Below are 17156 nucleotides of genomic sequence, written 5' to 3'. Positions count from 1 at the left end.
ATCGCAGCCGTCAACGAGGTCTTGCCGTGGTCAACGTGACCAATCGTGCCGATGTTAACGTGCGGCTTTGTGCGCTCGAACTTACCCTTTGCCATCGTCCTGTATCCTGTAATTCTGTTGGCAGACTGTGGATCCGGAGACGTTTGACCCTGATCCTGCGAGAAGTTAACGCGACATAAGGCTTTCGCTCTGATTTCGCAAGTGGAAATCTTGCGTCCGGACCTGCCCGAAACACTTGGCCGGACCCCACTGGCCAAACCGGCGCAGCAGGCACTGGCGCGAGCCGCGCTCGGCCGCAAAAGTCCCCTTTTGACCGGAGTCAGGGAAGCATTCGGGATCGCGTTCACCGACAAGTTTGAAGACAGCGGACCTCACGAACGATGCTTGACCACGTTAATGACGGTGTCATGGCAGTCTCGCCCCTGATCGCCGATGCAAGGCACAAGATGCGCGAATCGTAAATCGCGCGGAACCGTGGGACGGGCTCGATTGTCGAACAGGAGAAAAATTGAATGCGATCAGCCGCTTGAACTGGAGCGGGTAGCGGGAATCGAACCCGCGTATTCAGCTTGGAAGGCTGCTGCTCTACCATTGAGCTATACCCGCATTCACGACCCCGCGACGGTGGTGGAGGGAGTTGGATTTGAACCAACGTAGGCGAAGCCAACGGATTTACAGTCCGTCCCCTTTAACCACTCGGGCATCCCTCCGGTCCAACCGTCAGGGTCATGCATCCAAGATGGATAACCTGATAAAGTTCAGGTTCGCGGGCCAAGTGACTGGTTAGAAACACCTGCACCGCGGTCGGCGTTATGACGGCGCGCGGTTCCCGTGTCAACACGGATCGTGACAAAAACCGACAGTTCTTTCGCTCGCGTTTGGAGCAGCGCCGCCGGCGCGGGTTCGAACGCCGGAAATCCCGCCTCGCGACACCGATTGCACCAGAGCACAATTGGAGTATAAGCGCGCCATGAGCAAAGATGACGATGCCGGCGCCCCCGGTTCCAACCGCGACACCCATTACGCCAAGCTGCGCCGCGCCCACCGTGACGCCAAGCGCGAGAGCCGAGGCCTGCCGCCGGTCCAGCCACGCAGCAAGCGCGACCTGCCTGCACGCAAGGGCTCGCTCTACTCCGGGCGGGTGGCGCCGGACACCATCTATCTTTATGGCCTGCATACGGTGCGTGCGGCACTGGACAACCCGGCGCGGCGGATCACGGCGATGAAGGCCACCCGCAACGCCCTGATGCGGCTCGAAATCGGCGAAGATGCCGATCTGCCCTACCCGCTCGAGCTGGTCAGCCCGCAACAGATCGACCAGTTGCTCGGCGATGACGCCGTGCACCAGGGCGTGTTGCTGGAAGCGGCTCCGCTGACGGCACGGCCGCTGACGGCGCTGGGCGACACCCGGCTCGTGGTTGTTCTCGACCAGGTCACCGACCCGCACAATGTCGGCGCCATCATGCGCTCCGCCGTGGCCTTCGGCGCCGGCGCACTGATCACCACGCAGCGCCACAGCCCGCAGGAATCGGGCGTGCTGGCCAAATCCGCCTCCGGCGCGCTTGAAATGATCGACCATATCGAGGTTCGCAACCTTGCCGCGGCCATTGACGAGATAAAGGCGCAGGGGTTCACCACCATCGGCCTTGATTCGGAAGGCCCGGAACCGATCGAGGCGGGATTGTCGGGCGACCGGATCGCCCTGGTGCTCGGCGCCGAAGGCAAGGGCTTGCGTCAGAAAACCCGCGAGACCGTCGACATCCTGACGCGGCTCGACATGCCCGGCGCGATCAAGTCGCTCAATGTCTCCAATGCCACGGCGATCGCGCTCTATGCGGCGCGGCAGCACTTAAGCAAGAGCTGAGCTCGGCAATGCGCATCCGACGTCTGCTTCATCTCCTCGGGCCGCACGGAAAAATCAAGGCACGCTTCGGGCAATGGGGTGAAGACGTCATTGTGCACCGCAATTTCGACAAGCAGAAGCAGGGCTTCTACGTCGATATCGGCGCGCACCATCCCTTTGCCCATTCAAACACCGCGCGGCTGTGGCTTCGCGGCTGGACCGGCGTCAATGTGGATGCCAATCGCAAGAGCGTCGACATTCTGCGCCGGGTACGCAGGCAGGACCGCACGATCTGGGCCGCCGTCGTTTCCGACAACATCGCCGCCGAACGCGATACGATCGACTTCTTCGCCACAGAGCAGACCGACCTGACCGGAACCGTGGTGCCGGAAATGGCGTCGGATCGTGGCAAACAGACATCGATCACGGTACCCTGCCGCTCGGTGGCATCGATCATCGAAGAAAGTGCGGAACTGGCACCGAACGGGATCGATTTCATGAATATCGATATCGAGGGCATGGACGAGGAGGCGATTGCCTCGCTCGCGGAATGGCCGCAAAAGCCGCGCATGATCGCAATCGAAACCTATGCCCAGACCATTCCGGATGTAATGCAGACAGAGACCTTCCGGATCATGAGCGAGAACGGCTATGATTTCCGCTTCCAGGTGGGACTGACCTCGATCTACATGCGCAAGGACTTCCACAGGGGACGTTGACGGCTGTTGCCGCCCGCCCCGTTCAGCTAATCGTGTTTTCCCCCTTGCCTGCGAAACCCGATGCTGCTATCCGCATCCCCGCTGCCCTTGTAGCTCAGTTGGTAGAGCACCTGATTTGTAATCAGGGGGTCGCGGGTTCGAATCCTGCCGGGGGCACCATTTAATTTCAAAGGCTTAGCTGGAAATAGAGGCTCCTTAATCGGGGCCTTTTTCTGTTTCGGGTATCATATAGGGTAACAGCAGCGCCATTTCGTTGGATGATTCCAGCCGGCAGCTGCCGATTGTTGCCCGCGGCGGATACCCCACGCGTTACCCGGCGGCTTTCTCGTCGGACTTTGCGGTGGCCCAGGTCCGCCGCCGGACGCTCATTTGTCATTCCTCAGTCGACGGTATTCGTGAAGGAGCTGTTCCGTCACCCATTCGGCCGTGGCAATCACTTCGGCCAGCGGATCGTTGGGAGGCGTTTCATCGATAAATCGGCTCGTTTGCATCTGTTCATAGTTGGGCCGCCCCAGGTATGTCGCGGCGCTTTCAACAACGCGCCGACCCGCGACAACCGCCTGCAATTTGTGCTCTGGGCTGTCCAGAAGCTCTGTCAACAGCTTGGTGAATTCTCTCATTGTTGCGACAGCGTGGCCAAGATCGATTTCGAGTTTTGCCTCTCGCCACTCCATTGATTCAGCCAAGCTTCTTAGAGCCTTCATCTGCTTTTCCGAAACAATAGCCCCGCCATCAAACGAGTGCTCAAGCCGCGCAACGATCTCCGCGTTCATGGATCGACCATTCTGTTCTGCGGATTCTTTTAGCCTGTCCCTCATGCCTTCGGGCAGGCGGATCATTGCCTGCTCCGAGCCCCGTCCTTGCTTCGCCATGTCACCCTCCAAACCGATTTTGTTAGCACTGTGCTAAATGTCGGTTGACGTCAATATAAGCACGGTGCTAACGATACGCATCAATTCAGCACGGTGCTGAACTGATCTATGCCGAAATGGAACTCTCCTGAAAGACGCTGCATGATGACGACCACCACCACCAAAAACGCAAAAGGCTCGGCGGAGGGGGCAACCTCGCCGAGCCATGCCCAATCAATTCCTGGAAGGGAAAGAGCAATGAACGTGCAAACCATTACCACCGCCAAAGCCGAACAGGCAAGGCGTCACACCCTGATCACCGACCTTGGCGACGTGACAGATCGACTGTGTGAAGCGAACGATCTCTGCGAGGCCGTCTTTATGGCGGCAGGTCATCTTCAACGCGAAGAGACTGGAGCGATCCGGGAGTCGGCGCGATGAACCAGATGGCCAAATTCCCACTGCCCTATGAAAACGAAGAACCAGATGGCGATGTGCGCAGATCATTGAGTTTGATCCGGATCGTTCAGGAGTTGCTTTGCAAGCCGAACCTGCAGCTCTGCGAGAAACACGTTCTTGATGTCGCGCTTTCACAGGTTACCGAAATGTTGACCCCGGTGCTTGGCTATCTGGAGAACGACGAACGGTCGGAGAGCCTGACCATGTTCCAAGACGCCCGGCGCCGCCGCACGCTTGAGTATGGAGGAAAGGGAGAATGACCAACTTCGACCAAACCAAGATCGGAGAAACTGGAATGAACTCTACCCCCTACCTCACCGGGCCTCAGGTTCAGCAGCGCTTTGGCATTTCGGAGATGTCTTTATGGAGATGGGCGAACGACGACAGCCTGCAGTTTCCTAAGCCGATGAAGATCCGCGGGCGGAAGTTCTATCGGCTGGACGAGATCGAGCGATGGGAACGCGAGCAGATGGAGGCCCGCGCATGATGGCTGAATTGACCCCGCCGGAGCATGAGCACGCTGAGGCGGTCATTTTGGCCGCACAGTGGCTTGCTGACCAGAACCCTACCCCGTCGCCGATCGTGCCGACATTGCGCTCACGGTTCGATTTGAGCGTTGTTGAGGCATGCGAGGCGGCGGCCCTGTCCAATAGGCATCGGATCAGCCGGAGGGCCTTTGGCTGATGGCACAATGTCCAAAATGTGGGGGTAACAACATACGCAAGGAGACGATCCGGGGGATTGCTCGCGACGTTTGCAGGCGTTGCGGACCGCTGCCCGAAAAGGGAAAGGACATCACCCGATGACCAACAAGCACAAGCGGAAAGGCAAATCCAAGTTCGTCATGATCTACGCCTATGTGAAGCGCTCCGAAGCATGGAAGTCCCTTTCGCCGGTGGAGCGTTGCGCCTACATCGAGGTGAAATGGCGCTATGACGGATTGAACAATGGCCGCATTGGCCTTGGCTGCCGGGAACTCGGAGACGAGTTGAACATGAGCCGGAACACTGCCGATCGTGCTCTCGATGAACTGGAGAAGAAGGGATTCATTGAGAAGGCCAAGCCGAGTGCTTTCAACAACAAGAACCGGGCTGTTACGGAATGGCGTCTGACCGAATACGCCTGCGATGTGACGGGCCAACTGCCTTCAAAAAACTTCATGAAATGGCACCCTCAGAAAAAATCACAGTCCCACCCACGGGACGCACAGTCCCACCCACGGGACGCTAAGGGTGCAAAAGGGGGGCAAAATACCCATCACAGTCCCACGCACGGGACTGTGAAGCCGATTTCCACCATTTCACAGTCCCACCCACGGGACACATATATATCTACCATGGGAGGTAGGGTTGATGGATAACGATCTTCCACTCTTCAATTGGCAACCACCTCGCCAGATCATCCCCTTTCCAGCAACACTTCGGACAGGGCATGCGCGCAAGGTTGCCTTGCTTCTCGCCAAGGCCAGAACTCAGCGTGAAGCGGATCACTTCCTCAGTCGGTCGATCGAGACGTTCTGCCGGCAGTTGACCAATGCCGGTGTTGATCCATCCGACATCGCCCGACAGGAAGCGGATTACCTGCGGATGATCGCGGTCGAGTGTAGCGTTGTGGGTGCAACGTGGCATCCAAACATCAGCGACTTGAGCGAACCAAACGGCGACCATGGAGGGGCGGCGTAATCGCGTGTTAGAACTCGACCTTACCTGAGAAAGTGGATCGTTGGATCTCGTCACCTCTGGTTTTGACCAGGTCAGCAGCTTGAGCAACGGTCAACGTCTTGCCTTCCAGATCCCGTTCAAGCGGCGTGCATCGCTCATCCATTGCCGACGAGAAGCGAACGGTCTTCACACCGATCTCCCATGCTTGCCTGAGGCTTTCTGATCTGGCTCTTTTGCGATTTCGACATTGCGGACGTGTCCGGCCACTTCGGTATCTTTCGCAGCCCCAGCCTAGCTAGCAACAATTCCAGCATGGTCGATCCTCCTCCTCTTTGGTCAACGATCATGGCTCTGATCGTCAGGGTTGCCAATGCCGCCCTTTACCGGCAAGCTTCAACCAAAAGGGAACACCATCATGAGAACGCTCGCAGCAATAGCATTTGCTTTGCTGGTCACCGGACCGGTAGCAGCCGACACGATGTCGGATATGGTCATGGCCCGGGAAATCGGGCAAATCGTCGGGACGGCGGATCTTTGCGGCTATGACCTGGACGCGGACAAGGTCGCGGCCTTCGTCTCAGAACAACTCGCCGCAATGGCTCCTACATCTCGAGCCGCATTCCAATCGGGATCCGGTGCGCAAAAGATCAGGATGAAGGAAATGAGCGAGCTAGAGCGCAAGGTGACATGCGCCACACAGGCCAAGGTCGCGGTCAAGTACGGGCTTGCACCATGATCCGGCCCGTTGCCTTCGCCATCGCCCTTATGCTCGCCAACGGACCGGTATCGGCTCAAGATTGGCGAGACACTGCCACCGAATTGGTGATCCAAGAGAAATCCGTGGTTGATGACATGTTCACGCAACGGATCTCCCTATGGGTATCGATGCTGGATGACGGAACTAGGCGGGACGGCTTCGCAAGCTATCTTTGCATGGTCCTCTTTGACGCCGGTATGCAACCCGGTGATTTCGTGGTGATCAAGATATGGGACGCGGCCGCAATCGCCCGCGAAGAGATCAAAGAAATTGGACGTTACGAATGCGCACGAAAATGAAAACCCTCGCCATTGCCGCCATCATTCTTCCATTGACCATTACCGCACAAGCGGAAGCCCGAGACATAACCGGCCGCGCATCGGTCATTGATGGCGACACGATCGAGATCCAGGGCAAGCGCATTCGATTTGACGGCATTGATGCGCCCGAGGCCCGGCAACAGTGCCAGGACGCCACAGGGAAGCCCTACAGGTGCGGTCGCGTGTCTGCCGAGGCTCTTGACGCGTTCCTTGCCAAATCGCGCCCTACGGCTTGCACTGTGACCGGAACAAGCTGGGACCGGTATGTCGCGGTATGCCGCCGCGCCGATGGAACGGACGTGAACCGGTGGATGGTGTCTCAGGGTCATGCGATCGACTGGCCGAAATACTCGAAAGGCCGATATGCCGGCGACCAGGCGCAAGCCCGATCGGCCAAACGCGGGATATGGGCTGGCAAGTTCGAATGGCCGTGCATCGTTCGCGGGGCCAAGTGCGAGTAGACGGAGCCGCACCACGAACCTGTCAAGACTTGGGAAGCGTCTCAGTTTGATGGGTTATCGGATCCCGGCATGAATTCTCATTCTTTGGGGTTAGCACAGGAGATGGATGTGACAGAATATGAAAAGTTGCAGCGCGACATTGCCGGGCTGAAGGAATCGATCCGATTGGATTGGTTGGATTTGGATAGCCTGTCTTTAGACGCCAAAGAACGTCAAGGCATTCGGCAGAGTACGGATTATCTCATTCAGGAATTGAAGGGTCTACTTGAGCGTTTAGAACGATTGGACTCCGACCGGACCTAAAGGGCAGAAGCTTCCTACCGGTGCCTAAGACTTGTCGGGCAACCAATCCACAGAGAAGCCAATCGGGCTCGATGTCATGGTTACTGATCCTATTTGGTATAAGAGAATCGTCGCTGCGCGGCAGGGCTACCCAAGCAGGTTTCTTGACCAAACCCAAAGTAAAAAGAGATGCGGCAACAAAGGCGGGCGTCCCCGCGCGTTGGAGCGGCTGACCCCTGCTCCACTCCCATCGGGATTGGTGCGTTCGATAAATCGGACTGCGACTCTTGATGACCTGACCTCCGGGGAAAACATCCGGCGAACACGTCCCGCTTTTTCGGCAGAATTCCGGCGCTCTGAGTCCGATCTGACATCGAACGCAAATCTATTTCACAATCAGCCCGGTCACGTTAGGCGCTGGTAGCATCTGATATGCTATCAGGTGCCGATACTATATTTTTTACCAATCTTTCAAAGTGTTATGTCGTCCTTTTACTCTGACTTGTGCCGCTGGGGTGACGGTCGGGTATCGGAAGGCAGCAATTTGAGTTCGGAAGATACATTGAATAGCCTCACTGCAAGCGTGGTGGGTCTTTGTCCGTTTTGCCGAGTAGCTTTCTGAAACCTGCCAGTCAGCAGTCGCCCCCGAAACTAGCCGGGCGGAAATGCGCCCTCATGTCGGTCATAAAGGCCATCATCGCGCGCCTGAAAACGGACATCGCTTCAAGGGCGGCGTCGCGACTCCTTTGCACTAGTTGCGGCGACGATTGCGCTCGATGCGCTGGTTTTCTTGCCCGCAAATGGCGCATGGCATTGGCATCTTCGCCTTTCGCGTGAATGATGCCAGTGTGAGAATCGGGGCTTCAGACCACGAACGGCGCGGTGATGGTGCGATAGGCGGATTTCGTCCTACAAGAGAAGGCAGAACTGTAGATGCCGAAAATGTCTCGAGAGGAATTGATTGTTGCGATCGGTGAGGGTCGGATTGCGGCAGTAACGATCGACACCACCGTCTTTGACAGCAAGCAGAAAGACTTCAGGCGAACGGATTTCCGGTCTATCGCGCAGATCAAGACTAGGAACACGCCGATTCTGATAACCGACGTGATTGCCTCGGAGATGATGTCTCACCTGGAGGTCGAGGCTGCGGACACACAGCGGGCACTGAAAACCGCGCTCCGAAGCAATAATCTTAGATGGTATCGTGAAAGCCCACCGGGTGAGCACACTACGCTGTTCATCGACAAGAATCCGGCCGCATTCGCTAAGGCCGAATTCGATGATTTCGTCGCGGCCGTTGGTGCCGAGGTGATCAAGGTCGCCGACACCCCGGATGGTCTATCCGAGCTGTTCCGCCGGTATTTCGATATTGAGACGCCCTTCGCTAAGAAAGAGACTCGCAAGACAGAGTTTCCTGACGCCGCCGCTCTTCTATGCCTCGAGGCCTATGCAAAGCAGCGGAAGAAGCTGGTCATGTGCATCGCCCAAGACAAGGCATGGAAGGATTTCTGCGAGAAATCAGATCACCTGGTCGCAGTGTTTCCGCTGAATAACGCTCTCGGAACCTACAGCGAGGCGTTCAAAGACGCCGATCTTGCCGACAAGATCGTCGAGCTGTGGCGAGACGGAGGGCAGGAAGACTTCGAGCAAGAGGTTCGCAACGCCATCATCGACCGACTAACCTATGTGGATTTCGAGGTCGAGGCCGACTGCGCGGTCGAGTTCGAGGCTGAGCCCACGGACGCTAAGCTGATCGAGATCATCATGGCAACCCTGACGGCACCAACCGTTCTGGCAGCGGATGAGGATAAGGTGACCTTCTCGATCGAGGTCGATATCAAAGCCACTTTCGAGGCCCTCCTTAGTTTCTCGGTATGGGACAGCGTCGACCGGGAGCATGTCGGGATGGGGAGCCAGTGGGCGGAAAGGGTCGAAGAAGTGACGATGTATCTCACGATCGTCGCCGATCGCGACGCCTCCGAGGGCATCCAGTTCCACGAGGTTTCTGTCAGCCACCGGTCGTTCACCGTCGATTTCGGATATGTTGACCCTTTTCCGGATGACGGGCCCGACGATGAGTGAGACCACGGGGGAATAAGGCGATCGCCAAAACTTTTCCTGAACATCCGGTCGCAAGCTGGACCGAGAGGTTGTCCGCTTGCCCTTTCACGCGCTTACAAGCAGTCCGTCGTCTCGCGGCCCCAATCGAGCCGGGCGGGAATGCGCCCTCACTTCGGACATTAGCGTCCAAAATCAGGCTTCCGGAAAGCAGACCTTTTCTGCGACGAGAACCAACGCCGATGTTGCGAATGAACTGGGTGCAGTAGTGCGGAATATAGCGGCCAGCCTTCGTACTCCGCCTCTCCAATCATAGGGTGAACAACTTGGTAGAAGGTCGCTAAAGCTGTATCTGACGGGGCCTTTTCTTTGGTTCGCTTTCTCCACCAATCCGTTCAAGCGCCAAGGTGAGTGCTGCGCGCGCCGTGGTTCGCGACTGGGCGTCAAGAAGAGCTGGATCTAGAAACAATTGGAGACCGGCGCTGCTTTCCTTCACAGCCGATCCGGCGGCATGTTCGTCGTTCGGCATCACCACGGCGTAGGGAACCACCTCCCTGGATATGCCTTTGACCTTGGTCGGCTCCAGTTGGCGAACCCCGACGATATCGCGGACATGGGCCCAGGTCTCGTAGCTAATTACGATCCCACCTGGCTCGGCGATGCTCTCAAGCCGGGCGGCAAGGTTGGCTTCGGCGCCGATCACCGTGTAATCCATGCGCGTCGCAGATCCGAAATTTCCGACATTGCAGTAACCGGTGTTGATTCCGATGCGCGCCCTTAGCGGATGCTCGTAACCACGAGACAGCCATTCAGTGTTGAGATCCGCCAGTCGGCGCTGCATCTCAAGCGCCATCGTCACACAGGCTCTCGCGTCCTGTGCGACGCCCTGACTGACCGGATCGCCAAAAAACCCAACGATGGCGTCACCGATGAATTTGTCGATGGTGGCCCCATGTTTCTCCGCTATCACCGACATTTCCGAGAAGTACTCGTTGAGTAGCTCAGTCAACTCCTCCGGCTGCAGGCGTTCGGTGGTCGCCGTGAAATCCTTGATGTCGGAAAAAAACACCGTCAACTTCTTGCGCTCTGTTGAGATCTCGACACCTTTTTCACCTAGGAATATTGACTTGAAAACCTGAGGCGACAGGTATTTCGACAGTTTCTCCGACACGTTGGCGAGAAACCGGTTCTTGTCTTCAAGGTCCGAGTTGAGACGGTCAAACTGACCGGCCAACCGGAACTGCACCGTGGCGAAGGCAGCCCCGAATCCGCCGGCAACGAGGAGGTAAGCCAGCAACCATTTGAACGACCACAGGCTCAACGCCAGCGGCTGGCGTACGGTCACGGACTGGATGCCGCGGATATCTCCAACACGCCAATCGGTTTTGGGGCTTTCCGGATGGGCGTTGTGACAGGCGACGCAGCCAGACTCCATGACCACCGGTGTGACCACCGAGATACTGCGATCCACGAGGTTTCCCATCACGCTGGTCAAAGTCTTGGAGGCATCGCCCGAGCGCCGGAAGTTGGCGAGCGAACTCACCTCTAATGGCGTCAGCACATGCGGTGCGCGATTGGTGAAGGAATAGTCCGAAACAAATCGGTAATCCACATCACCCTGCTCGGCACCGATCGCGTTGCCCAGTTCGATCGACAACGTCGCCGGAATTGGAATCCCGCCCTCGGTGTCGCGAAAATCGTGAAGCGGATAGGCTTGACCGCCGGCCGCAGAAATTCGCGCGACGACATTGGACGCGTAATAGGCGCGAAACACCGATATAACACGGTTCAACGTTGATGCTTGGCTGTTAAGGTTCTGATCGGACAGATTGCGCAGATCAAGCCAGACTGAAACTGGAAGCGCTAATAATGCCACCAAGACCAACGTAGCAAGCCATCCCGGGTTTTTCAGGAAAAACCGTCCAATTGTCCTCATCGTCACGCTCTCCCGGTCTGTCCATCTGGTCATAATGTCTTATCGATACTGCACCGCTTGATCAAAGGCGAGGTCCGTGCCGGATGAACGTCTAACACCCTTCAGACTCTCAACATATTTTTGGGTCGGCTGAATAATTCCGGGCTTGCCGCCATCGCAATTGGCTGCTTAAGCTGACCAGCGACATCGCCGGATTTTATGGCAGCCAGAATGCCAGTCTAGACAATAAAGCCAACGCACAAAGGGCAAACGCATTCAAGAAAATCAAGTCAAGATTCGGGTGATAGGGTGCGGTGATGCCTTCGGGGCTGGCGGCCGCTTTAACACCTGCTTTGTCGTCGATGATGCCCATGGCCGTTTTGCCATAGATTTTGGATCCTCGAGCCTGATCGCACTGCAGTCAGGCAAAATCGATCCCGAAAGCATCGACCTTGTGATTTTGTCGCATTTGCATGGCGATCATTTTGGCGGCTTGCCGTTTCTGCTGCTGTACAGGGAGTTCGTCGCTTCGGAAGAGACCGCATTGACCATCGCCGGACCACCCGGCCTTGCAGCCAGATTGCGGGCGCTACACGACTGTTTCTATCCAAACACCTGGAAAGACCACTGGTCGTTTCCGCTCAATTTTGTGGAACTGCAACCAAGCCGGACTGTCAAACTCGGTCCGCGCGCGGTGTTGACCGAGCTTGTCACGCACTATGCCGGCCCGGAGCCCAGTTTAGCACTCAGGATAATAACAACCTCCCGAACCATTGTGTATTCAGGCGACACCGGATGGGACGACGCTCTGATACCGCTTGTCAAAGACAGCGACCTGTTTATCTGCGACTGCAATGACCTGTCTGATCAACCTTACAAAGGCCATCTGAGCTATCAAACCCTTTCCGCGCAATTTGACCGGCTGCAAACCAAGCGTCTGGTCCTGACCCATCTTGGTCCGGACATGCTAACGGCGTCGGCAGAGCTTGAGACCGAATGTGCTTTTGATGGAATGGAAATATCGCTATGAACAATCCCGAGTGGTCAACGATGCGGATTTTACCGCATGTAGTTTGCCTCGTATCAATTCAGTCATGAAGGGTAAGGGCTTCAGTCGATCCGATTTGATGAACCGGCGCATTCAAAAGGAGAGCTATCGTATGCGGCTGGCCAAAACATGACGGGACCTAACCAATCCACCCGGTTTGGTGCCGGTATGGGCGAATTTGGCCAGTCGATCCTGTCGCCAAAGGTTCTGTTTTCAAACCTCACAGCAGCGATCATAATCGCCATTCTCAACATCACGGCCGCTGTCTCGGTCGGTGCGCTGGTGTTTTCGGGGGAGCTTTCTCCCTACCTTTCGACCGGGATCGGCCTTTTCCTGGTCGGCAATGCCATCACAGCGCTGCTGCTGCCAATCGGAAGCCAGTACAAAGCCAATATTGCCTCGACCAGAGCGGGGCAGGCGCCGATTTTTGCCGGGATAGCGGCAGCCATTGCGGTCACCATGCAGGATCAGCCAATCGAATCGGTCGCCGCGACTGCGGTAACCGGAATCCTAGTGGCAACCATCATTTCTGCATTGGTGATGTTCGCTCTCGGATGGGCCAGATTAGGCGGATTGGCGCGCTACATACCGTTCCCTGTGATGGGCGGGTTCTTTGCTGGTCTGGGTTATCTGACCGGACTGGGTGGCGTCGTTGTTGCCTTGGGACCTCTCGCCAATTTTCAGGATCCATTGAGCCTGTTGACCCAAGAGACAATCGCACTTTTTGTGCCGGCGCTGGTTTTTGCTGTGCTACTGCTCGTGCTCGAAAAGCGCATCACGCATTGGCTTTTCACGCCAGTGTTTCTGGTTCTTGCAGTTGTTGTCTTTTATGCGGCATTGTTGGCGACGGGAACCAGCCTCGATGAGGCTGTCCAGGGACACTGGCTTCCCTACATCAGCGGCAAGGGCCAGAGTTTCTTTCCGGTCATCACTCTTAGCCAATTGGAACTGGTGGATTGGTATGCCGTGCTGCGGCAATCGGCAGCCTTCGCCGTCCTCGCCATGCTTAGCGTCATCATGCTGCTGCTTGATGTGTCCGGGGTGGAAATCGTCGTCAACCGGGATCTTGATCCCAATCGCGAACTCAAGACTGCCGGCGCCATTAATTTTGCTGGAGCCCTCGGAACCGGAGCCTTGGCATTCCAATCCCTGGCAGACACCGCGTTCGCCAAAAAGCTGGGCGGCGATCGGTTCATAATGATCGCGATTTATGTCGGACTGACTCTCGGTGTGATCTTTGCCGGTCCGGCGCCGATTGCGTTTGTGCCTAATTTTATTCTTGGCGGTTTGCTGCTTTATGTCGGGCTCAGCCTGCTGATCGAGTGGATCTGGAAAGCCCGGAAGAAATTGCCGCTGTCTGATTACATCGTGGTCATTGTCATCCTGCTCGTCATTGCCGGCTACGGAATCCTGGAAGGCGTCGCCGCTGGCATTGCGTTGGCAACCATTCTGTTCGTTCACCGTTACAGCCGCCTGAGCGTCGTCCGCGCCAGCATGACCGGCGCCGAGTACGTCACCAAAACCGACAGGCTGCCGGCCGATCAGGCATATTTGGACAGCAAGAGTGCTGCGGTCCGACTGTTCGTTCTGCAGGGCTTCTTGTTTTTCGGGTCGGCGAGCCGGCTGCTTGAACAGATCAAGACCACTCTCGACACAGCCTCACAGGGCCCCGTTCGCTATCTGGTGATCGACTTCAGGCGGGTCGACGCGATGGACACGTCCGCAGTCAACAGCTTTGCCAAACTGATGCAGATCTGCAGGCGCGAGGCCATAGGGCTGGCGCTGTGCAACTGCTCGACCGAGGTCGCACACGCACTCGACGGCGCCAAACGCGACATTGGCGTACGGTGCGGGACCGTGTTGTTCTTCAAGGATCTTGAGGACGGCGTCGGCTGGTGCAATGACGAAATTCTCGCCGGTTTTGAGCGCGCCGGACTTGATGATGGGCTCGATGCGGTTTCATTGCTGGAAAGCCTGTTGGGTGACCGGGCGGCAGCCACGCTCATCCGCAACGCCTCTACCGAGGTAACCGCCGCCGCCAACAGGCCGCTGTTCCGGCAAACCGACCCGGGAGACGCACTTTATTTAATCCTCAAGGGATCCGTTTCAATCCTTCTGGATCAGCCGCATGCGCAATCGGTCATGGTGCGCACCATGCGTGAAGGGTCGATCTTCGGCGAAATGGCGCTCTACACCGGCGCTGCGCGATCAGCCTCCGCTGTCGCGCGCGAGGCGTGTGTTCTCCTCAAACTGGACAAGGCAGCATTCGAGCGGCTCCAGACAGACCATCCCCATGAATGCGGCTTGTTTCACACCTACATCGTTCAGCTCATGGCCGACCGCATCGCCCGCGCGAACAGGGAAATAGTGGCTCTCACCCGGTAACGGGTGACTGCCTCGGGCGGCAGAATCCTGGCAATGAATGCTTCAGGACCCCATCCACCGATTGACATTCGACCGGTTGCCTCCTTCCCGGCTGACCGTCTGCTTGGGTGCGAGACGGCGAATGCCCATACATGGAATGGTGCCTGCTATGGGGATCTCGAAAGTTCTGCCCCGCTCCGCTGTAACCCACCCCAGTAATCAACGGTCGTAGAGCAGCGTACACAATCGGCCACGAAGGCAGGTATTGTTGCGCCCGACCGCCTCGGCGGAGCCCTTGCGCAGAATCAGCGTGCCGACGCCGAACGTACCGCCCATTGCGAACCGTTTTTCAGTCTGAACCAACGGCAGCTTTTGGGAAGAACACTATTGATGGCTAACGGCCGTCTTGGGGGTGCTAAGACGAACGGCAGAAAACGCCGAATAGGGTGCCTTGTCCTGCCTATGAGGGCGTTGACGCAAGGGGCAGGAAAATGAAAGGAAATGAACGGAAATCCACAGTCACGGATTTTGATGTCTCCGGTCGGAATTCCATTCACAACGCGATATGTTTCTGCTCACAAACTGATTGATACCCGATTGATACCCTAATTCTCCGGCTCCCTCATGTATCGTCGTCAAGCCATTGAAATAATTGACAACTACTTATCGGTAGCGCCCGATTGATCATCAGGCGGTCCTGTGCCGGAACTGGCCCACTCTGCTTGTTTCCCGGAAGATCAGCAGCCATTTCGAAGTTTGGCTGATTCCATAGCTTGGACTTTGCCCTTGGAGACGGCAACCAAACCTTCTTTGTCTCCGCCGGCGGCGCTGACCAGGGGGAGACCGACCATGAAGACCATGAATGCGTCGCCGGTTGCGGCATCGTTTTGTGCGCTGGAAAGCGCCGCGAGGTTTGCGCGTTCTGCGGCAAGCTGTCCTTCAAGGACGTTGCATTCCATCTGTGTGTAAGCTTCCATTGGAATTGCTGCCGGAGCTATGGAATTCGGCCGTTTTGCGCAGCCGGCAAGCATTGCGATTGCTACGATGGCGACGGTTGCCGCGGAAATCGGTAGTCGTTTCATTAGAATGCGCCCCGTGAGTATAATTAAGATCATAAAGCGCGTTTGGGTTGTGTGGTCAATGAAGATTGTTTGGGAGACGTGTCATGCATGCCGAGAACGTTCAAAGACTTGGAAAGGTGCAGTTCATCAAAGGCTCATTGCGCGGGTTGATCCGAATTGCTTCCGACGAGCGCCTGGCCATGCTCAGCTACCTCTTGGAGATGGCCTATCACGAGGCGGTCAAAGCCGAAGCGGACTTGCAAGCCAGGCGCAATTAGAGGCCCCGCCTACTCACAACCGATCCCGTTATTGTCTCGATCTAGGCCGTAAATGTCGCTACCTAAGACGCGAACCGGACCGCGTACATATGACGGCCCGTTGCCCCTCCCCCCGGCGCAGTCGACATCGGTATCGATGGGCACACAGGGATCGTAATTCGGGTCGCACTCTTGCGCTGACGCAGGCGCCGTCACCGTGGTGAGCAACGCGATTAGTAGCAGGATTTTCATCGTGGCAGCAGACTTTCCTCCAAGGCGAAATGTGATCACCAGCATATCGCTAAACGTGGGCTGGACAAGTATTGCTACATATGGCGTACGCGCGACAACCGAAGCGCGCTCGCCCCTCCGGAAAACATTCCTATTGCTTGGGGAGCCCCGAGCAGTACTCCAAATATCACCGACACCCTGCCAAGCCGGTTAGCACCCTGCAGCACGCCGCCAATTACGCACAGATCATCGCCGTCAACTGCAGCTTATGCCGGCGCTCGATCAACTATCTGGCAACGGATCTCGTGCAAGTGCTGAACCCAGCTAGGCCCGTAGACGGACCGCCTTTTTCCTGCTCGCGTTGCGGAACGGCTGAGTACATAAGCGTCAAAGTCAAAACCCCGGCCGCGGGGGATTATGGCCACTTGGTGATTAGGCGACTGTTGGGCATCCGAAGCGTGTCAGAATGGGGAAATAGGCCGCTGGGTGAGGAAATGCGGAAGAATAACAGTCGTGGGCGGAAATGAGCAGTCTTAGAGGCCTGGCTCCGAAACCCTTAAAAACCGCACCAGTAAAGTTTAGATGATCGAAATTTTGATCTTTCACGCTTTCCCTTGCTCGCAGCTAAAGGTCGTTTTAGGCGGGAAGCAGTCTATCGTTGAGTAGGAAACGAATATCCGCAATGGGGCCGTGACCTGTCAGGCAGCTTGTTGATGCGAAGTCGAGAAAACAGACGTTCCTCGTTGACAGGCGCGGCGTCGCTTCCGGCCCATTTGTATGTGCCGGCTGCTGTTCGCAATCGAGAAATTGGCACGATTTCGGAAATCGCTCATATGTATCCGGCCTGTTGATCGGCTCGCGGGCCGTGG

21 protein-coding genes and 3 tRNA genes are annotated in these 17156 nt (G+C 56.8%); 16 read left to right on the top strand and 8 right to left on the bottom strand.

Features of this window, described 5'->3' with window-relative positions; all coding sequences use genetic code 11:
• From CRO46_RS20350 to CRO46_RS17350, 3 genes are all read right to left on the bottom strand, one after another.
• Positions 1 to 95: GTP-binding protein (locus tag CRO46_RS20350; RefSeq protein ID WP_032936484.1), on the bottom strand; the 95-nt coding region annotated here is incomplete at its 3' end.
• A 437-nt stretch (positions 96 to 532) separates the two neighbouring features.
• Positions 533 to 606: transfer RNA gene (locus CRO46_RS17355), tRNA-Gly, on the bottom strand.
• A 19-nt stretch (positions 607 to 625) separates the two neighbouring features.
• A tRNA-Tyr gene (locus tag CRO46_RS17350) sits at positions 626 to 710 on the bottom strand.
• Positions 711 to 970: 260 nt separating this feature from the next.
• On the opposite strand from CRO46_RS17350, the gene CRO46_RS17345 reads away from it, so the two are divergent.
• The 3 genes from CRO46_RS17345 to CRO46_RS17335 all read left to right on the top strand — a co-directional run bounded on the left by CRO46_RS17345 (position 971) and on the right by CRO46_RS17335 (position 2721).
• Positions 971 to 1864, top strand: coding sequence for a TrmH family RNA methyltransferase (locus CRO46_RS17345; RefSeq protein ID WP_097109074.1), 894 nt, complete (start codon positions 971 to 973; stop codon positions 1862 to 1864).
• 8 nt (positions 1865 to 1872) lie between these two features.
• Positions 1873 to 2562, top strand: a complete 690-nt coding sequence (locus CRO46_RS17340) for an FkbM family methyltransferase (protein ID WP_097109073.1) — start codon at positions 1873 to 1875, stop codon at positions 2560 to 2562.
• Positions 2563 to 2645: 83 nt separating this feature from the next.
• A tRNA-Thr gene (locus tag CRO46_RS17335) sits at positions 2646 to 2721 on the top strand.
• A gap of 206 nt (positions 2722 to 2927) precedes the next feature.
• On the opposite strand, the gene CRO46_RS17330 is transcribed toward CRO46_RS17335, so the two are convergent.
• On the bottom strand, positions 2928 to 3434 hold the full coding sequence (locus CRO46_RS17330; RefSeq protein ID WP_097109072.1) for an Arc family DNA-binding protein: 507 nt from the start codon (positions 3432 to 3434) through the stop codon (positions 2928 to 2930).
• Positions 3435 to 3575: 141 nt separating this feature from the next.
• Here CRO46_RS17330 and CRO46_RS17325 point away from each other — a divergent pair, with 141 nt between their 5' ends.
• The 5 genes from CRO46_RS17325 to CRO46_RS17300 all read left to right on the top strand — a co-directional run bounded on the left by CRO46_RS17325 (position 3576) and on the right by CRO46_RS17300 (position 5554).
• Positions 3576 to 3854 carry a hypothetical protein gene (locus tag CRO46_RS17325; RefSeq protein ID WP_143439068.1) on the top strand — a complete coding sequence of 93 codons (279 nt, stop codon included), beginning with the start codon at positions 3576 to 3578 and terminating at the stop codon, positions 3852 to 3854.
• Positions 3851 to 4132: a hypothetical protein gene (locus tag CRO46_RS17320; RefSeq protein ID WP_097109070.1), complete on the top strand. Its 282-nt coding sequence runs from the start codon at positions 3851 to 3853 to the stop codon at positions 4130 to 4132. Before CRO46_RS17325 ends, CRO46_RS17320 begins: the two co-directional genes overlap by 4 nt.
• The gene (locus CRO46_RS17315; RefSeq protein WP_244577951.1) at positions 4129 to 4359 is read left to right on the top strand and encodes a helix-turn-helix transcriptional regulator; all 231 of its coding nucleotides are present in this window, start codon (positions 4129 to 4131) and stop codon (positions 4357 to 4359) included. The genes CRO46_RS17320 and CRO46_RS17315 overlap by 4 nt, the downstream gene beginning before the upstream one ends.
• 315 nt (positions 4360 to 4674) lie before the next feature.
• On the top strand, positions 4675 to 5232 hold the full coding sequence (locus tag CRO46_RS17305; protein WP_097109068.1) for a hypothetical protein: 558 nt from the start codon (positions 4675 to 4677) through the stop codon (positions 5230 to 5232).
• Complete coding sequence (locus CRO46_RS17300) at positions 5225 to 5554, top strand: DUF6074 family protein (protein ID WP_097109067.1); 330 nt, start codon at positions 5225 to 5227, stop codon at positions 5552 to 5554. Before CRO46_RS17305 ends, CRO46_RS17300 begins: the two co-directional genes overlap by 8 nt.
• 7 nt (positions 5555 to 5561) lie before the next feature.
• Here the strand turns inward: CRO46_RS17300 and CRO46_RS20015 are convergent, their stop codons facing one another.
• Complete coding sequence (locus tag CRO46_RS20015) at positions 5562 to 5723, bottom strand: hypothetical protein (protein ID WP_179759108.1); 162 nt, start codon at positions 5721 to 5723, stop codon at positions 5562 to 5564.
• 180 nt (positions 5724 to 5903) lie between these two features.
• Between CRO46_RS20015 and CRO46_RS17295 the strand changes: the two genes are divergently transcribed.
• From CRO46_RS17295 to CRO46_RS17275, 5 genes are all read left to right on the top strand, one after another.
• Complete coding sequence (locus CRO46_RS17295; RefSeq protein ID WP_143439067.1) at positions 5904 to 6269, top strand: hypothetical protein; 366 nt, start codon at positions 5904 to 5906, stop codon at positions 6267 to 6269.
• Complete coding sequence (locus tag CRO46_RS17290) at positions 6266 to 6589, top strand: hypothetical protein (RefSeq protein WP_097109065.1); 324 nt, start codon at positions 6266 to 6268, stop codon at positions 6587 to 6589. Before CRO46_RS17295 ends, CRO46_RS17290 begins: the two co-directional genes overlap by 4 nt.
• On the top strand, positions 6586 to 7071 hold the full coding sequence (locus tag CRO46_RS17285; RefSeq protein WP_097109379.1) for a thermonuclease family protein: 486 nt from the start codon (positions 6586 to 6588) through the stop codon (positions 7069 to 7071). The genes CRO46_RS17290 and CRO46_RS17285 overlap by 4 nt, the downstream gene beginning before the upstream one ends.
• A gap of 108 nt (positions 7072 to 7179) precedes the next feature.
• On the top strand, positions 7180 to 7374 hold the full coding sequence (locus tag CRO46_RS17280; RefSeq protein ID WP_143439066.1) for a hypothetical protein: 195 nt from the start codon (positions 7180 to 7182) through the stop codon (positions 7372 to 7374).
• A 912-nt stretch (positions 7375 to 8286) separates the two neighbouring features.
• Positions 8287 to 9435, top strand: coding sequence for a PIN domain-containing protein (locus tag CRO46_RS17275; RefSeq protein ID WP_097109063.1), 1149 nt, complete (start codon positions 8287 to 8289; stop codon positions 9433 to 9435).
• Between the two features lie 316 nt (positions 9436 to 9751).
• Here CRO46_RS17275 and CRO46_RS17270 read toward each other — a convergent pair whose 3' ends face one another.
• Positions 9752 to 11347, bottom strand: a complete 1596-nt coding sequence (locus CRO46_RS17270; protein WP_097109062.1) for an adenylate/guanylate cyclase domain-containing protein — start codon at positions 11345 to 11347, stop codon at positions 9752 to 9754.
• 280 nt (positions 11348 to 11627) lie between these two features.
• Here CRO46_RS17270 and CRO46_RS17265 point away from each other — a divergent pair, with 280 nt between their 5' ends.
• Positions 11628 to 12356: an MBL fold metallo-hydrolase gene (locus CRO46_RS17265; protein WP_179759107.1), complete on the top strand. Its 729-nt coding sequence runs from the start codon at positions 11628 to 11630 to the stop codon at positions 12354 to 12356.
• A gap of 147 nt (positions 12357 to 12503) precedes the next feature.
• A complete protein-coding gene (locus CRO46_RS17260; protein WP_097109060.1) occupies positions 12504 to 14759 on the top strand; it encodes a cyclic nucleotide-binding domain-containing protein in 2256 nt (751 codons plus the stop codon).
• 716 nt (positions 14760 to 15475) lie between these two features.
• Here CRO46_RS17260 and CRO46_RS17255 read toward each other — a convergent pair.
• The gene (locus CRO46_RS17255; protein WP_210421543.1) at positions 15476 to 15820 is read right to left on the bottom strand and encodes a hypothetical protein; all 345 of its coding nucleotides are present in this window, start codon (positions 15818 to 15820) and stop codon (positions 15476 to 15478) included.
• A gap of 83 nt (positions 15821 to 15903) precedes the next feature.
• Between CRO46_RS17255 and CRO46_RS20010 the strand changes: the two genes are divergently transcribed.
• Complete coding sequence (locus tag CRO46_RS20010; RefSeq protein WP_179759106.1) at positions 15904 to 16077, top strand: hypothetical protein; 174 nt, start codon at positions 15904 to 15906, stop codon at positions 16075 to 16077.
• Positions 16078 to 16923: 846 nt separating this feature from the next.
• Here CRO46_RS20010 and CRO46_RS20090 read toward each other — a convergent pair.
• Positions 16924 to 17156: hypothetical protein (locus CRO46_RS20090; protein WP_210421542.1), on the bottom strand; the 233-nt coding region annotated here is incomplete at its 5' end.

This window comes from Parahoeflea halophila (assembly GCF_900220985.1).
GTDB classification, from domain to species: domain Bacteria; phylum Pseudomonadota; class Alphaproteobacteria; order Rhizobiales; family Rhizobiaceae; genus Hoeflea; species Hoeflea halophila.
This window is presented reverse-complemented; position numbering and strand designations above follow the sequence as displayed.

Bases quoted from the DNA above. Each gene is read 5' to 3' on its own strand.
- CRO46_RS17345 (WP_097109074.1), top strand. From the start codon at position 971: ATGAGCAAAGATGACGATGCCGGCGCCCCCGGTTCCAACCGCGACACC.
- CRO46_RS17340 (WP_097109073.1), top strand. From the start codon at position 1,873: ATGCGCATCCGACGTCTGCTTCATCTCCTCGGGCCGCACGGAAAAATC.
- CRO46_RS17330 (WP_097109072.1), bottom strand. From the start codon at position 3,434: ATGGCGAAGCAAGGACGGGGCTCGGAGCAGGCAATGATCCGCCTGCCC.
- CRO46_RS17325 (WP_143439068.1), top strand. From the start codon at position 3,576: ATGATGACGACCACCACCACCAAAAACGCAAAAGGCTCGGCGGAGGGG.
- CRO46_RS17320 (WP_097109070.1), top strand. From the start codon at position 3,851: ATGAACCAGATGGCCAAATTCCCACTGCCCTATGAAAACGAAGAACCA.
- CRO46_RS17315 (WP_244577951.1), top strand. From the start codon at position 4,129: ATGACCAACTTCGACCAAACCAAGATCGGAGAAACTGGAATGAACTCT.
- CRO46_RS17305 (WP_097109068.1), top strand. From the start codon at position 4,675: ATGACCAACAAGCACAAGCGGAAAGGCAAATCCAAGTTCGTCATGATC.
- CRO46_RS17300 (WP_097109067.1), top strand. From the start codon at position 5,225: ATGGATAACGATCTTCCACTCTTCAATTGGCAACCACCTCGCCAGATC.
- CRO46_RS17295 (WP_143439067.1), top strand. From the start codon at position 5,904: ATGCCGCCCTTTACCGGCAAGCTTCAACCAAAAGGGAACACCATCATG.
- CRO46_RS17290 (WP_097109065.1), top strand. From the start codon at position 6,266: ATGATCCGGCCCGTTGCCTTCGCCATCGCCCTTATGCTCGCCAACGGA.
- CRO46_RS17285 (WP_097109379.1), top strand. From the start codon at position 6,586: ATGAAAACCCTCGCCATTGCCGCCATCATTCTTCCATTGACCATTACC.
- CRO46_RS17275 (WP_097109063.1), top strand. From the start codon at position 8,287: ATGCCGAAAATGTCTCGAGAGGAATTGATTGTTGCGATCGGTGAGGGT.
- CRO46_RS17270 (WP_097109062.1), bottom strand. From the start codon at position 11,347: ATGAGGACAATTGGACGGTTTTTCCTGAAAAACCCGGGATGGCTTGCT.
- CRO46_RS17260 (WP_097109060.1), top strand. From the start codon at position 12,504: ATGACGGGACCTAACCAATCCACCCGGTTTGGTGCCGGTATGGGCGAA.
- CRO46_RS17255 (WP_210421543.1), bottom strand. From the start codon at position 15,820: ATGAAACGACTACCGATTTCCGCGGCAACCGTCGCCATCGTAGCAATC.
- CRO46_RS20010 (WP_179759106.1), top strand. From the start codon at position 15,904: ATGCATGCCGAGAACGTTCAAAGACTTGGAAAGGTGCAGTTCATCAAA.